Raw genomic sequence first — 15,870 nt, forward strand, 5'->3', positions numbered from 1 at the left:
ATACTTAAAAAATGTGGATAAATTCTGAATGTAAGTAATATCAACAAATTGGTTTTGAGCGTAAAAAAGATTTTGAAATGCTTAGCCCACGCAGTGGCTCAAGCAACGGACGAAGTCGTTGGCGACATGAAGTGTTTCGCCGACACGTCGCTCAAGCGAAGCGAATTTTTTATAAAAGATATATTATCATAAATAGAAAGGAAATCAAATGAATAGGAATAAAAATAATATAATATCAGCGTTAGTATTCTCTATGCTTGCAATAATAGGATATTTAGTTACGTATAATAATAAGATATTATTTTTTCTAGTTTTTGTATGTGAGAGAATGTATTCTTTTGGTGCAAAAGAAGATCTTGATAGTAGTTTAGATGAATTTAATTTAGAAGAAGGCAAAAAAACAATAGGATTAATTATATTTCTTATTTTAGTAATAGTATGTATATATCTATATTTTAGTTTTAAGTATCCATATATTTTAATTATTTTAATACTAGGAGATATATTAGACTATTCGATTTATAGAGCATATAAAAAGCATAAAGTAAAAAAAGATTAATTATAATACCTTTTGTCCTTATACTATTTTCACTATCTTATTATAGCATAATAAATTAATTAGCATGATATAAGGAATAAAATTTCCTACTAGATAATATAATTTATAGATTATGTGTGTAATTTAACACGAATAAAATATATTAAATATTACTAGGGAGGAACGTATGAAAAAAATAATTACTATAGTATTAAGTGTTATGCTTTTAGTAGGATGTAGCTTAACTAAAGAACAAGAGATAGATAAGGACCAAAAATCTAATTTAGTTAATAATATAGAAAATAACTTAGAAAGTGTAAATATAGATTCTAATTGGAACATACCAGTTAAAGGAGAGTTAAGTGGTATATTTTGTGGGTTTATAGATAATCACTCATTTGAGTTATTAGGTGAAGATGGAAATTATTATGCAGTTAGTATTTTAAAATTAATAGATGAAGATTTTAGTGAGTTAGAGAATAATAAGACAAAGATTACTATAGAGTATATTATAGAAGATGAGGGAAGTCAGCTAACATTAGTAAAAATAATTGATAAAAATTAGATAGTAAAATATAAAAAGTATATCCTTAAATTTTAGAAATATTAAGGGTATACTTTTTATATTTTGTTTTTGTATTAAGTTTATTTTATGAAAATATGATTATATCTAATAAGTTAGTAGGTTAACTAAATAGTTTTAGAAGAAATAGATGGTAAGAATATATAAAGTTAGATATAAGGAGAATATATATTTTATATACAACATATTTTATATTGACTGATATAATTATAGTAATAGGAACAAGTAAAGTAAAAATGCATAATATTATATTATAGGAGGGGGTATTATGATTTTACGAAGTGAGCTAAAGCAAAATGCTAAGGATCAATTAAAAAATAATTGGGGATTAGCTATAGGTATCATTATAGTATGCACATTAATATCTGGTATACCAAATCTTTTAGCTGAGATTGATAGTGAATCATTTGCTATATCTATTATAATTCCAATTATAACATTAGTTATAACTGGACCATTGACTATAGGTCAATGTAAATTTTTTATCAACTTAGCAAATAGATCAAATCCTAAGTTTTCAGATTTGTGGTATGGATTTAATAATATGCTAAGAGCTATTGGAGTTACATTATTAGTTGGGGTTATAGTTTTTATAGGAAGTATATTATTTATAATTCCAGGTATAATACTAGCTTTTATGTACTCTCAAGTATATTATATAATGGCTGAAAATCCAGAAATGTCTATAATGAATTGTTTGAAAGAAAGTTCTAGAATTATGAAAGGACATAAAATGGATCTTTTTATATTAGAATTAAGTTTTCTAGGATGGGGAATATTAATGGTAATAACTCTTGGTATTGCGGGATTATATGTATTACCTTATTACAATGCAACTTTAACTAATTTCTATCTAGAAATTAAAGACTAAAGTTAACATAGCTATAAAAATAGTTAATTATTAAATTAATTATTTTTATAGCTATTTATATTTTATTTTGATATTTGTTGCTAGAAGGAAATATTATTTTAGAGATAAGATATCAATAATTAAAAATAGACACAAAAAGTTTATTAATATATAATATGAAAAGATATCAACGAGGAGGATGACATAATGAATTCAAGATTTGAAGGTAGTCTGTTAGGATTAATAGGCGTTAATATATTAGCTTGGGGAATAAGTGCACTAACATTTGGCATAGCAACGCCATGGGCTATGTGTATAAAATATAAGTGGCAAATAAATAATACAGTAATAGAAGGTAGAAAACTTAAGTTTGTTGGAACTGGATCAAGCTTATTTATGAACTATATAAAATGGTGGATATTAACTATAATAACTTTTGGAATATATGGATTCTGGTTATATATAAAAATGTTACAATGGAAAATTGAAAATACTATATTTGAATAATAAAATAAAATCACCTTGATAAGTAAATCAGGGTGATTTTTATTTTATATTAATATAAAATACATTTTGGGAACTTTTACAAAGGTTTATCAGTCTTATACATGTAGGAGGTGATGAGGTGTTAAGTATTGGCGCCAATATAAGTAGAAAAATAATAAACATAAATAAAAATGAAATCAGTAAAGAAGAGTTTGTTGATTTAGTTGAAGTACATAAATTATCTTTATATAGATTTGCAAAAAGTAGATTAAAAAATGATATAGAAGTAGAAGATGCAATAAGTGAATCAATATTAAAGAAGTCCTGGATGATGAGAATAGTATCAAATGAATGTTATGACTTAATAAAAAGAAAAATTTGATGCTGATTTTACTAAATTAGATGCTATATCACCGATTTTTTTAGATAGTGAATTTGCACTAGTTGATGAAAATAATAATTATTTAGATATGGTAGGAAAAGGGGTTATAGGACATGATTCAACTACTAATGGTGTAACTAATTCTTTTGAATTTAAATTAAGAGATAAAGATATTAAATCATTAAGACTTATTCCTATAAAATATATTGGTGAAGAAAATAAGATATTAGATATTTATGATATAGATAAATTACCTATAACATTTGAGATTAATGAGTATGGAAAAGTAATAATAGAAGATATACAAATAAACGATAGTAAAATAATCTATACATACTATATGGAAGGATTTGTACCATATGAATCAGGTTTAGTATTCTTTGATGAGAATGAAAAAGAAATTGGATTTAGTTGTAGCGGTAGTGAAAATAAAAATAAAAAAACTGGTAGAATTACTACAACAATTAATTTAGAAGGATATGGAAATGATTTAAATGCAATTTCTAAAATAAAAAAGGTTTCAACTTATAATAATACTAAAATGAGATTGCTATATGATGAGGCTATAGAAATAAATTTAAGTAATTAAATTGCAAAGTTAAACACTATTATATACTAGATTATTATGAGTATTATAAAGATATATTAAAATATACGTATATATGAATATAAATAATAAAGAGTGTTTAGATACAACTAAAGGTGATAGAATTTATAATTGAAAATAAGTTCTATATAGATTTATAAGAACTTGATAAATGGTATATAATTTATTATATAAGTTAAAAAATGGGAGGATTAATATCCTCCTTTTTTAATTTGTATAATATTAAGTACATAGCAATATAATTCAAATATAAGTATATTAATATATTTATATTTGAAAAAGAGAGGAGGAGAATATGAAGAGTTTAGTTATATATTATTCATTAGAAGGGGACACAAAACTAATTGCAAACATCATAAAAAATGAATTAAATTCAGATGTTTTAGAATTAAGAACTAAAAAACAATATCCTAATAAAGGATTTAAGAAGTACTTATGGGGTGGAAAAAGTGTAATTTTCAAAGAAAAGCCAAAACTTTTAAATAAATATATAGATATAAGTATATACGATAAAATATTTATAGGCACACCTATATGGGCGGGAACATATGCAGCTCCATTTAATACATTTTTTAATGAATATAAAATAAAAAATAAAGAAATTGGATTATTTGTATGCCATGGAGGTGGTAGATCAAATAAGTGCTTTGATAATTTAAAAAAAGAGTTAAAAGGAAATAAAATTATAGGTGAGATAGAATATACAAACCCATTAAAAAATAACAAAGAAGAAAATATACAAAAAACTTTAAACTGGATAAAAAATTTATAAAAAAAATAGATATTGAATTATACAATTAAGAGTACTACACTTTATTTAAATAAGTACTTAATCAATTCGATAAGTGATACAGAAAATATATTAAATTATATTAGCGCTAGTTCAATAGGTTGTATCAATAATTTTAAATCAGCGCAAAAGTGCTTAAAAAGAAAGGGGTTATTATAATGAAAATATGTGTACCTGTAGAAGTTAATAATGGATTAGATAGTAGACCTTTTGGCCATTTTGGTTCAGCTCCAATGTTTGTAGTATGTGATTTAGAAAGCGGTGATCTAAGTACTATAAATAATGGTGACTTAGGACATGAACATGGCATGTGCCAACCTATAAAAGCATTAGCAGGAAATGTAGTTGATGCAGTTATAGTTGGAGGGATAGGCCAAGGAGCTATATCAAAATTAAATTCAATGGGAATAAGAGTTTATAAAGCAAAAGGTGAAACTATAAAAGATAACTTAGAGTTATATAAAGAAAATAAACTTCAAGAGTTTCCAAGAAATCATACTTGCTCGCATGATGGTTGCGGACACCATTAAAATTAATTAAAATATGTTTTAGATTTAAAAGGGCTAATCTTAATTTAAGATAGTCCTTTTATTATTAATAAATGATAAATTTTTATTTTAATATAAATACCTACTTACTTTCTATAATCAGAAAATATATATTCTAAAAGTGGCTGAAAAACTATAAAGGTACTAAATAAAAAAGCACCGCTAAGAGTACTTAAACTAATTTTATTTATCATATTCATTTAAAAAGTTTTCTAAAGCTGTGCTAATTATATCACTTATCTTATATTGATTATTTTTAGAACAGTATTCTTTAAATCTTTGTTGTACTTCTGTATCAACTCTATATGCTCTTACTACATTTTCATTTTTATAGAACCTTATTTCTTTATAATTATTTTGTTTCTGTTATGTATTTGTTGCATCGTTGTTGCTTAAAGTATGTAATTTCTTTTCTATATTTTTTATACGCTTTTATAAGCCGTTATATTGATTTATATTATTAGTATTCTCTACAGAGTTAGAATTGCTATCATTAGCTTTTTTAGTATCTGTAGCTATATACTGATTATCAACTAATGTATATCCATTACCTTTAAATCTCTTCATTACTGTTGCTCTATCTATTCCAATCGTTGCACATACTGTTGTCAAACTGTTGCTTTATAATTGTTTATTTATGTATTGTATTTGTTCTGTTATTTCTAAGTTATTGAATTGTTGTTTATTCATTAGAATAACCCATTTGTAAAAGTTTTATATATCAATTATACAACAAATATACAACAAATGTGCAATCATGAATATATAATTGTATAATATAGTCAATTAACTTTAAAAAGTTGGTAAATAGTTTCTTCTAAACTTATGTTATTTTTAACTATTTTTTTCAACTTCTTTTTTAATACTGCCCAGTACTTTTCTATTGGATTTAAATCTGGAGAATATGGTGGTAAAAATATTAATTTTAGATTTTTGTTAGCATTCTTGCATAATTCATATAGTCTACTTTTACAATGAAATGTTGCATTATCCATTACAATAACTTTGTTTTCTTCTACTTCTTTTAAAAACATTTCTTTGAACCATTTTTCAAAAAACTCACTATCCATTATTTTATCGTATACTAAAGGAGAGATTATCTTATCTACACATTTTCCTGCTACTATATTTATTCTTTTATACTTTTTGCCAGGTATTTTGTCATAAACCTTTTTACCTCTTACGGCTCTAGCATATTCTCTATAAATATATCCTTGTATCCCTGTTTCATCAATGTATACTATATCTTCTTCTTTAAAATATTTTATTTCATTTAAATATTTTTTTATTTTTTCTTTGCATTGCTCCTTGTATAAAGTTGTCTTTTTTTTCGTGTTATATTTAGTTTCTTAAGTGCTTTAAATATAGCCACATCACTACAATTGAATTCTTCTGCTATCTCATATAAGTATGCATCTGGATACTGTTCTATATATTTAACTAATTGTTCTGGACAAATCTTTTTTGGTTTTCTAACTCTTATTTTTACTTCGCCTAATTTCCCTTCCTTTTTTTTGTTTATCCATCTTATTAGTGTTGTTTCAGATATTTTAAATACTTTACAAGTTTCCTTGAAAGTGTGTCCTTCTTCTCTATATTCAATTACTCGTTGTTTAAATTTTATATCATAACTCATATTAGTTTTATTAACTTTTTTGATATATTGCATACTATTATTTAAAAGTTAGGTTACTATAAAAGGCTATAAATATTTAAAATGTACCCTATAGAGTAGACAATTAATAAAAAGGTCTACCCTATAGGGTATTTTTGTATATAATTAAATAAATAATAAATAGAGATGGAGAAATTTTAATGAGTATAAATTTATTTACAGAGGAAGAAATAATTGAATTAAGAAAAAATAAATATGTTAAAAAAGTTAGCTCGAAGGGGATTACTTATACAGATGAATTTAAAAAAATATTCATAGATGAGAACTGCAATGGTAAATTACCTAGGATAATATTTGAAGAATGTGGATTTAATATTGATATTATAGGTATGCAAAGAGTTAAATCTTCGGCAAATAGATGGCGTACAGCCTTTAAAAACGGCGGAGCTGCAAAACTTACAGATACTCGTAAATATAATAATGGTAGACCTGTTGAGAAGAATATGACATTAGAAGAAAAGTATAAAAAACTAGAAGCTAAAATAAAATTACTTCAAGCTGAAAATGAATTACTAAAAAAGTTAGACATGATAGAAAGGAGAGTGTTAAGGAAGAAATAAATGTATTATCTTGGGAAAAATATGAACTTATTAAAGCTACAATAAAAAAGTATAATTTAAAAAATATGATAAGTTACTTATGTAAAGTTGCCGATGTATCTCGATCTGGATACTACAAATATTTTTTAGTAGAAAATGAAAAATTAAGAAACTTTAAGGAAAAACAGGATCTCTTAGCTAAAGAAAATGTGTTGAAAGCATTTAACTACAAAGGCCGCAAAAAAGGTGCAAGGCAAATAAAAATGGTTTTAAAGGATAAATTTAATATAATATATAATTTAAAACGTATTAGAAGAATAATGAATAAATATGATATAATTTGTCCGTTTAGAAGAGCTAATCCTTATAGACGTATGATGAAAGCAACTAAAGAACATACTATCGTTCCTAATTTACTAAATAGAGAATTTAAACAAGGTATACCAGGTAAAGTATTGTTAACGGATATCACATACTTAAGATACAAAAATGGGAAAAAAGCATATTTATCAACAATAAAAGATTCATCTACAAATGAAATATTAGCTCATTATGTTTCAGATAACCTACGGTTAAATATTGTCTTAAATACACTAAAAAAACTTACATTAAATAAAACTTTAAAACTTCACAGCGAAGCTATTTTACACTCGGATCAAGGCGTACACTATACAAGCCCTAAATTTCAAAGTATAGTAAAAAAACTTGGATTAAAACAATCTATGTCTAGGAGAGGTAATTGTTGGGATAATGCTCCGCAGGAATCATTCTTTGGCCATTTCAAAGATGAAGTTATTCTTAATAATTGTAGCACTTTAGAGCAAGTAAGGAATGAAATAGATGATTATATGGATTACTATAATAATGATAGATATCAATGGAATTTAAACAAGATGACTCCTGTACAATACAGAAATCATCTTGCTTTTTAAAGATCCCTTTTTTTAAATTGTCCTTTACATAGGGTACATTTTAATTAGTTATAGCCTTTATATTTCTTTATCATCATATTGTTTTACTAACTTATAGAAAGTAGTTCTTTTAAGTCATAAGATAAACCAGTTATTAAGTTTTCTTGAAGTATGCACCTTCCTTCGGATAATCTAATTTAATTATCGAACTTGTTAGAAGAATACACACTTTAATTTTACATACCCAGATTCATATTACATATTATAAACTCTAAATTTATCAACAACTGTTTTTCCATCATTATCATAAACATTTATCTCTCTATATTCTCCATATTTACGAATACGTTCTTCTTGTAATCTAAGTGCTTCCTCTGGAGAACTTGGATTCTCATATACTCCCATATCTTCCAAAGATATATAGCCATAATTTCCATTCATACCTTCTGCAGCTATCATATCTTTAGTTTCATACATTGTTATACGTTCTTTTAACTCTTCATTTGATATATTAAGATTCATACTTTTATATGATATATATCCACTTGGATTTAAACTTGTACCTATATATGTACCATTACTTTCATCATATGATTTCATTGTGCCTTTAGCTCTATAGTTACCTGCGACTGGAGATTGTTTTGAAACACTCACAGTATGAATTTTCTTAGCAGCATTATTGTATGACCAAGAAGAGCTAACTATAGCCTCACCAGTTCCTTCTTTGTATAAAGCAGTATGTGCACCTATACGTCCAGAAGAAACTATATTATTAGTCTCCACAATTGTACTTGCTGTTGCTTTTTTAGAAATAGTATTAGTTTCTATTTTTGTTTTTCCAGTATATTTAACCCCGCTAACAGTTTTAGAAATTCCAGTACTCTGTGATACAGCACGTGTATTTAAATCACTTTTAAGATTATAATTATTATTTTCTTTTATATTATTATTAGCATGCGATATTATATTCCCAAATACTGATATTGATGCTATCGCTATCGCTAATGAAGTTGTTAATTTAACTCGTTGTGCTAGTTAAATTTTTCAATAATAAAACTCCAACAAATATAGTATCCTAAGATTATCTCTACTATTCTAAAGGAGGATTATATATGCTAGAGTTTAATAATTATTATATCCAAGATCAAAAAAATTTAACTGATTTATTTACAAATATATTTGTAATTATAGATGATATATATAATGAGATTATACCTATAACTGTAAGTAATAGACGTAATATAAAAGATAGCAAACTTTCTGATAGTGAGATAATCACTATTAGCATAGTTGGTGAACTTTTAACTATTGATTCTGAAAAAGCATTCTTTAGTTTGCTTAAAAGGGAATATAAAAATCTATTTCCAAAGATAGGAGATAGAACGAGATTCAACAGAACTAAAAGAAACTTATATTGGGTAATATCTAAAATAAGAGAGCATATTTCTTTATTTATGCAATCTTATTCTAACAATATAAGAATTGTAGATAGTATGCCTATTCCAGTATGTGAATTTGGTAGAGCACATTTTAGTAAATGCTTTAAAGGCGAAGCCTCTTATGGTAGATGTCCTTCAAAAAAACAAACTTATTTTGGATTTAAATTTCATGCTCTTACTACAATAGATGGATTTTTATCTGATTATATTATAACTCCAGCTAATGTAGATGATAGAAATGCAGTATGGGATTTATGTGATAAATATAAATCTATTTCTATTATTGGTGATAAAGGGTATGTAAATAAAAGGCTAACGCCTGAACTGAAAGTTGAAAAGGATATAAATCTATTATTTTTAAAGCGCGGAAATAGTAAAGATAATTATCCCAAAGATATAAGACAATTGATATTTAAAGCTAGAAGAAGGATAGAAACTAGTTTTTCTCAGTTGGCAGAACAATTAAATTTGAATAAAGTAAAAAGTAAATCAATGTTAGGATTTATAACTAGAACTTCAATAAAAGTTTTAGCTCATAATATATCATTTCTAATAAACAAATTAATGGGAAATGAAGATTCTATATCTAAAATAAAAAGATTAGTATTTGGATAAAAATTACAAATACTAATCTTTCATAGGATATTCTTTTTTGCACAATTTAAATTCCTTTATTTGGAAAAATAATTAACTAGCACAACAGATTAATTTATTTCTTTTTATCATAATTTTTCTCCCCTACAATAATTAATATTTTTTATTTATTGCATAATCTAGTTTATTTTGATCCTATCTTATATGATCCTATAACATTTTTACCATCTTTTTTATAAACAGATATAACTCTATCTCCGCTTTTTTCAAGTTTTTCCATATATGCAACGGCTTCTTCTGGATTTTTAGGTTGATTAGATATATCATAAAAATCTTCTTTATATACATAACCAGTTTTTCCATTATCAGCCTCTACTAAAATTAAATCTAAATCGTCTGGATTACCATTTTCATCCATGCTATGACTTTCTATTGCTAAATTACTACCATATGTTTGACCATTTTCATTAGTTCTAACTGTTAAATCATCTAAATTTGTCATAGTTGTTTTTGGATCTTTTATGGATAATATACTTATGATTCCTAATATAGGAATTATTGCTAGATATCTTTTTTTTAAACCCATAATAATACTACTCCTTTCATTAAAATTAATATTATTTTATTATAAGTTATATTATAATGAAATATATTTTTTGATTTTGTAAACTTTTGTAACAAAAATTTAGATTATTTTGTAATATTACATTGAAAAACAATCTTTTATTTAAAATATTATTTTAATAAAATTAAAATAATTATTATTTTTATTAAGTTTTAAATACTTAGCATCATACAAAATTGATAAGTATACATTATTTTAATTATAATAAATTGGTACAATATATGGTATATTTGTATATTCTATTAATAAGACGATATAAACATATCCAAAAATGAATATAAATTGTGGAGGATATGATATGAAAAAAATAGATAATAATTTTGATGAAAAATTAAAAAAATACTCAGATGAAATAAAGAGTATGGAAATTATATACCATAATGGAAGAGTCAAATGTATAAATAAGGAAAGTATGAGAAATTTAAATGATAGTAATATACAAGATAAACCTATAGATATAAAAAGAGAGAATCAGAAGAAGGATTTTGCTACAAATGAAAAAAATCATTCAATTTTAAAAAATGTATGTAGTTTAATATTAAAGCTTATTTTGACATGCATTGTATTTATTAGTATACCTATTGTATTTGAAAAAATTGCTAATATCGGCGTTAACGCATTTATTTCAGGGATTGGAACTATTTTTATATCTTATTTTATAATAAATATAATATGGGTATTTTTAGAATGAAGTATTGTGTACTATTAGAAATATCTAAATATATTTTAGATATGCCTACCTAAAATATATCTATTTTAAATGATCGGTTGCATGCATATATGTATATAAAAATTATAATATTATAAAAATATGATGTATGGATTAAAAGAATAACTCTTTTTGAAAGAGTTATTTTTTTGTAATTAGATGTTATAATACTTAAAAATATGTGGATAAATTCTGAATGTAAGTAATATCAATAAATTGGTTTTGAGCGTAAAAAAGATTTTGAAATACTTCGCTCACCCAGTGGATCAAGCAACGGACGAAGTCGTTGGTGACATGAAGTGTTTCGCCGACACGCCGCTCAAGCGAAGCGAATTTTTTATCTAATTTTTGTGATTGAACTTAATATGATAATTTATCAAATTAAAAAACTAAAAGATATTATGTACAAGTGGTATACTATATACTATAAAAAGAAAATGATAATTAAGGAAGGAAATTTTATGAAAAAAACATTAGTATTAGCAGAGAAGCCTTCGGTAGGTAGAGATATAGCTAGAGTGTTAGAATGTAAAAATGAGAAAAATGGATATATAGAGGGTAGCAAGTATATAGTAACATGGGCACTAGGGCATTTAGTTACATTAGCAGATCCAGAAAATTATGATCAAAAGTATAAGGTATGGAATATAGAAGAATTACCAATATTACCAAAACATCTAAAAACTGTAGTAATAAAGAAAACTAGTAAGCAATTTAATACTGTAAAATCTCAGATAAATAGAGATGATGTAGGAGAAATAGTAATAGCAACTGATGCAGGTCGTGAAGGTGAATTAGTTGCAAGATGGATATTACAAAAAAGCAACACAAATAAGCCACTAAAACGTCTTTGGATATCATCAAGTACAGATAAAGCAATAAAAGATGGATTTAAAAATTTAAAAGAAGCATCTAAATATGAAAATTTATACAATTCAGCAATAGCAAGAGCTGAAGCTGATTGGATTGTTGGAATAAATGCAACTCGTGCTCTTACAACTAAGTTTAATGCACAACTTTCTTGTGGAAGAGTACAAACTCCAACACTTGCAATGATACATAAAAGAGAAGAAGAGATAAGAAATTTTACGCCAAGAGAATATTATACATTAGATGTAAAGGCTAAAATATCAAATGAAACTATAAAGTTTACTTGGCAGGATAAGAAAAATCTAACATCTACATTTAATAAAGATAAGATAGATGCTATATCTAATAAAATAAAAAATAAAGATTTAGAAATTATAGAGGTTAATAAAGTAGATAAGAAAAAATATTCACCTTCATTATATGATTTAACTGAATTACAAAGAGATGCAAATAAAATATATGGATTTTCAGCAAAGGAAACATTATCGATAATGCAAAAACTATATGAACATCATAAAGTGCTTACATATCCAAGAACAGATTCAAGATACTTAACAAGTGATATAGTTGATACATTAAAGGATAGAATCAAAGCAGTGAATGTAAGCGATTATTCTAAAGTTTGTAATAAATTACTTAAATCAAATATTAAAGCAAATAAATCATTTGTTGATGATTCAAAGGTAAGTGACCATCATGCAATAATACCTACAGAAGAAAGAGTATTTATAGGCAATTTAAGTGAGAAAGAAAGAAAAATATTTGATCTTGTTGTTAAAAGATTCTTAAGTGTATTATGTCCACCTTTTGAATATACAGAGACAAAAGTTAAAGGTAATGTAGAAGGTGAAATATTTATAGCTAAAGGCAATAAAATCAATAGTTTAGGGTGGAAGGAAACTTATAAAGATTTAGATGATGAAGAAAATTATGAGAGTATGCCAAATATAAGTAAAAATTCTACATTAAAAATAGATGATGTTAAAGTGAAAGTAGGCAAAACTAATCCGCCATCATATTTAAATGAAGGGACTCTTTTAACATCTATGGAAAAAAATAATTTAGGTACAGTTGCAACTAGAGCAGACATAATAGAAAAATTATTTAATTCCTTTTTAATAGAGCAAAAAGGAAAAGATATAGTAATAACTTCTAAAGGAAAGCAATTATTAGACCTTGTGCCTACAGAGCTTAAAACACCAGAACTTACATCAAGTTGGGAAAAGAAATTACAAGATATATCTACAGGAAAGTTAAATAAAAATATATTTATAAAAGAAATGAAAGAGTATTCAAAAGATATAGTTAAAGATATTAAAAATAGTGATAGTAAGTTTAAACATGATAATTTAACTAAAAATAGATGTCCGGAGTGTGGCAAGTATATGCTTGAAGTTAAGGGAAAAAGAGGGAAAATGTTAGTTTGTGAGGATAGGGAATGTAACACCAGAAAAACAGTATCTCAAATAACTAACTCTAGATGTCCTATTTGTCATAAAAAGCTAGAACTTCGTGGTGAAGGAGAAGCAAAAACATTTATATGTTCTTGTGGACATAGAGAAAAATTATCATCATATAATAAAAGAAAACAAGAAGATAAAAATAAAGCGTCTAAAAAAGACATAAATAAATATTTAAAAAGTCAAAGTAAAGATGTAGAAAATTTTAATAATCCATTTGCAGAAGCTTTAGCTAAGTTAAAAAAATAATATGAATTTTATAAAATTAATTTAAAAAATTTACATATATAATTTCTATATTGTTAATAAGACTCAGTGTATGATATAGTATATTTTATCATTTGTCAAAATATAAGTTATTTTGTAAAAATAATAAAGAGAGGAAATATACTATGGAGTCTGTGAGAATTAATCCGACTGAATTCAAATTGGAAAATTTTATAAATTATTATAATGATAATGTTGGAGAATTACTATCTGAATATCCTAATTATGTATCAAGAATTTGTTTAATAGATAGAGATTATATGGATGTAGTAATTTTTGATGAAGATTATGAAGGATTAGACGATGCAAGTGATTATAAAGAACTTTTATTAAATGGAGAGTATGCACTTCATTTTGCTATAGGTAAGACATATGAAGGTGCAGAGAAAGTAGAATTTATAGATGGAAAAAAATATGGACTTAATCATTATTTAGAAGATATATATGAAGATGATAGCACTATAAAAGATATAGGTGAATTAAGTTTAAATGTTGATAATCTAATTGGATTACTATTTGATTTTGAAGATGAAGACGAAGAAATTGTAATATCTGTTGTGGATTTTGAACATGGCGGAGGACTATCTAATCCTAGAATAAGAGAAGTTGATGATAGCGGAGATATAGGAAATATATTAAAAGAATTAATAGAAAAGTTTAGTGAATAATAAAATAAAAGATAAGTTTATTAGAAAAATAAGCTTATCTTTTATTTTTATGAAATATAAAACTTAGATAATTATAGATATGATTATTTATAATATATATGTTTTAATTATTTAAAATTATTATTTTATATTATTCAAAATTACCATAAATAATAAACATATTTTGTTATGTTTTAAATGAATGCTGAAATTTATATAATATAAATTAATTGAGTCGTAATTATTATATAATAAGAATTAAATAGGAGTTAGATTACCGTACACACCTAGAAAAAAGGACTATTACTTTATGAGCTAATTTAGCAAAGTAACCATAAAAAATAGAGAATATTTTTATTTAATAAAACTACCTCTCTCCACTTTAATTATACCATGTATAAAATGAAAATATAAGTATATGTTTATTGTTATATATATATTAAAATAATGTAACTATAATAAATAAGAAGAGAGGATATTAAATGAGCAATAAATTTGACCCAAAGAATAAAATTATTAGACTATGTATGTTGGGAATGGGTATGGAAGAGCAAGGCAACTCTGAAGAAGCAAGTGAAGTATTTCTTCAAGCTTGGAATGAAGCCATAAATGACTTTGAAAGATTTATTGCAGCTTATCATGTGGCTAAATATAAAAAAGATATTTCAGAGAGATTAAAATGGATGGAAACATCTTTACAGTATGCCATAAAATCAAAAGATGATAGTGTTAAGAGCGCTTTTCCCACAATATATTTAAGTATCTCAAAATGCTATGAAGAATTAGGTGATTATAATAAGGCAAAAACAAATTATGAATTATCAAATTCATACAATACTGAACCTTATGATAAAGGACCTTTTTATCATGGAACTAGAGCGGATTTAAAAGTTGGAGATTTACTTGTAGCAGGTCGAAATTCAAATTATAATTGTGAACTTAAGATGAATCACATTTATTTCACATCTAATATTAATGGAGCGGGACTTGCAGCTGCGTTAGCAAAAGGAGAAGGTAGAGAACGCGTTTATGTTGTAGAACCAACAGGAACTTTTGAAAATGATCCAAATGTAACTGATAAGAAATTTCCAGGAAACTTGACATGTTCTTATCGCTCGCAATACCCTTTAAGGATTGTAGGTGAAAAAACAGACTGGGTGAAACAGACTCCTAAAGAAGTTAACCAATGGCGTAAAAAATTAGCTAATAACAAAGGAGAAATTATTAATTAACTCGTTGTGCTAGTTAAATATGATTATTGAAAACACTAAAGCATTGTAAACTATATTTTTATAGTTCAAGAACTTTATATAGTAATTTCAATATGTTTAGTAAAATAACTAGCACAAC

Annotated in this window: 19 protein-coding genes; 14 read left to right on the forward strand and 5 right to left on the reverse strand. The window is 25.2% G+C overall.

Annotation, left to right across the window (positions count from 1 at the left end):
• The first annotated feature begins 208 nt into the window (after nucleotides 1–208).
• The 8 genes from CRIB_RS03610 to CRIB_RS03645 all read left to right on the forward strand — a co-directional run bounded on the left by CRIB_RS03610 (nucleotide 209) and on the right by CRIB_RS03645 (nucleotide 4,766).
• On the forward strand, nucleotides 209–559 hold the full coding sequence (locus tag CRIB_RS03610; RefSeq protein ID WP_180703177.1) for a hypothetical protein: 351 nt from the start codon (nucleotides 209–211) through the stop codon (nucleotides 557–559).
• A gap of 166 nt (nucleotides 560–725) precedes the next feature.
• A complete protein-coding gene (locus tag CRIB_RS03615; protein ID WP_180703178.1) occupies nucleotides 726–1,103 on the forward strand; it encodes a putative periplasmic lipoprotein in 378 nt (125 codons plus the stop codon).
• A 286-nt stretch (nucleotides 1,104–1,389) separates the two neighbouring features.
• Complete coding sequence (locus tag CRIB_RS03620) at nucleotides 1,390–1,992, forward strand: DUF975 family protein (RefSeq protein ID WP_180703179.1); 603 nt, start codon at nucleotides 1,390–1,392, stop codon at nucleotides 1,990–1,992.
• 186 nt (nucleotides 1,993–2,178) lie between these two features.
• Entirely contained in the window at nucleotides 2,179–2,478 is a 300-nt protein-coding gene (locus CRIB_RS03625) for a YjgN family protein (protein WP_180703180.1), read from the forward strand.
• Nucleotides 2,479–2,596: 118 nt separating this feature from the next.
• On the forward strand, nucleotides 2,597–2,839 hold the full coding sequence (locus CRIB_RS03630) for an RNA polymerase sigma factor (protein ID WP_180703181.1): 243 nt from the start codon (nucleotides 2,597–2,599) through the stop codon (nucleotides 2,837–2,839).
• 88 nt (nucleotides 2,840–2,927) lie between these two features.
• Nucleotides 2,928–3,428, forward strand: coding sequence for a hypothetical protein (locus CRIB_RS03635; RefSeq protein WP_180703182.1), 501 nt, complete (start codon nucleotides 2,928–2,930; stop codon nucleotides 3,426–3,428).
• Between the two features lie 313 nt (nucleotides 3,429–3,741).
• Complete coding sequence (locus CRIB_RS03640) at nucleotides 3,742–4,218, forward strand: flavodoxin family protein (protein WP_180703183.1); 477 nt, start codon at nucleotides 3,742–3,744, stop codon at nucleotides 4,216–4,218.
• A gap of 176 nt (nucleotides 4,219–4,394) precedes the next feature.
• Nucleotides 4,395–4,766, forward strand: a complete 372-nt coding sequence (locus CRIB_RS03645; protein WP_180703184.1) for a NifB/NifX family molybdenum-iron cluster-binding protein — start codon at nucleotides 4,395–4,397, stop codon at nucleotides 4,764–4,766.
• 450 nt (nucleotides 4,767–5,216) lie between these two features.
• Here CRIB_RS03645 and CRIB_RS03650 read toward each other — a convergent pair whose 3' ends face one another.
• The 3 genes from CRIB_RS03650 to CRIB_RS03660 all read right to left on the reverse strand — a co-directional run bounded on the left by CRIB_RS03650 (nucleotide 5,217) and on the right by CRIB_RS03660 (nucleotide 6,453).
• Nucleotides 5,217–5,396, reverse strand: coding sequence for a hypothetical protein (locus CRIB_RS03650; protein WP_180703185.1), 180 nt, complete (start codon nucleotides 5,394–5,396; stop codon nucleotides 5,217–5,219).
• A 170-nt stretch (nucleotides 5,397–5,566) separates the two neighbouring features.
• Complete coding sequence (locus CRIB_RS03655; RefSeq protein WP_180703652.1) at nucleotides 5,567–6,073, reverse strand: IS630 family transposase; 507 nt, start codon at nucleotides 6,071–6,073, stop codon at nucleotides 5,567–5,569.
• Nucleotides 6,070–6,453 (reverse strand): IS630 transposase-related protein, encoded by a 384-nt coding sequence (locus CRIB_RS03660; protein WP_207204143.1) that lies wholly within the window; start codon nucleotides 6,451–6,453, stop codon nucleotides 6,070–6,072. The genes CRIB_RS03655 and CRIB_RS03660 overlap by 4 nt, the downstream gene beginning before the upstream one ends.
• Before the next feature lie 146 nt (nucleotides 6,454–6,599).
• Here CRIB_RS03660 and CRIB_RS03665 point away from each other — a divergent pair.
• Nucleotides 6,600–7,930, forward strand: a protein-coding gene (locus tag CRIB_RS03665) for an IS3 family transposase (RefSeq protein WP_180703186.1) whose coding sequence is annotated in 2 segments (ribosomal slippage) — nucleotides 6,600–6,972 and nucleotides 6,972–7,930 — 1,332 coding nt in all. Because the reading frame shifts where the segments join, the coding sequence is not laid out codon by codon here.
• A gap of 234 nt (nucleotides 7,931–8,164) precedes the next feature.
• Here the strand turns inward: CRIB_RS03665 and CRIB_RS03670 are convergent.
• Complete coding sequence (locus CRIB_RS03670; protein WP_180703187.1) at nucleotides 8,165–8,692, reverse strand: hypothetical protein; 528 nt, start codon at nucleotides 8,690–8,692, stop codon at nucleotides 8,165–8,167.
• 329 nt (nucleotides 8,693–9,021) lie between these two features.
• Between CRIB_RS03670 and CRIB_RS03675 the strand changes: the two genes are divergently transcribed.
• Complete coding sequence (locus CRIB_RS03675; RefSeq protein ID WP_180701595.1) at nucleotides 9,022–9,963, forward strand: IS982 family transposase; 942 nt, start codon at nucleotides 9,022–9,024, stop codon at nucleotides 9,961–9,963.
• Between the two features lie 163 nt (nucleotides 9,964–10,126).
• Here CRIB_RS03675 and CRIB_RS03680 read toward each other — a convergent pair whose 3' ends face one another.
• A complete protein-coding gene (locus tag CRIB_RS03680) occupies nucleotides 10,127–10,528 on the reverse strand; it encodes a hypothetical protein (protein WP_180703188.1) in 402 nt (133 codons plus the stop codon).
• A gap of 337 nt (nucleotides 10,529–10,865) precedes the next feature.
• Between CRIB_RS03680 and CRIB_RS03685 the strand changes: the two genes are divergently transcribed.
• The 4 genes from CRIB_RS03685 (at nucleotide 10,866) to arr (ending at nucleotide 15,752) form a co-directional block, all read left to right on the forward strand.
• Entirely contained in the window at nucleotides 10,866–11,258 is a 393-nt protein-coding gene (locus tag CRIB_RS03685) for a hypothetical protein (RefSeq protein WP_180703189.1), read from the forward strand.
• Nucleotides 11,259–11,737: 479 nt separating this feature from the next.
• Nucleotides 11,738–13,855, forward strand: a complete 2,118-nt coding sequence (locus CRIB_RS03690; RefSeq protein WP_180703190.1) for a DNA topoisomerase III — start codon at nucleotides 11,738–11,740, stop codon at nucleotides 13,853–13,855.
• A gap of 143 nt (nucleotides 13,856–13,998) precedes the next feature.
• On the forward strand, nucleotides 13,999–14,541 hold the full coding sequence (locus CRIB_RS03695) for a hypothetical protein (protein ID WP_180703191.1): 543 nt from the start codon (nucleotides 13,999–14,001) through the stop codon (nucleotides 14,539–14,541).
• A 521-nt stretch (nucleotides 14,542–15,062) separates the two neighbouring features.
• Nucleotides 15,063–15,752 (forward strand): NAD(+)--rifampin ADP-ribosyltransferase, encoded by a 690-nt coding sequence (gene arr / locus CRIB_RS03700; protein ID WP_243633568.1) that lies wholly within the window; start codon nucleotides 15,063–15,065, stop codon nucleotides 15,750–15,752.
• Nucleotides 15,753–15,870 lie beyond the last annotated feature (118 nt).

The organism is Romboutsia ilealis, assembly GCF_900015215.1.
Lineage (GTDB): Bacteria > Bacillota > Clostridia > Peptostreptococcales > Peptostreptococcaceae > Romboutsia > Romboutsia ilealis.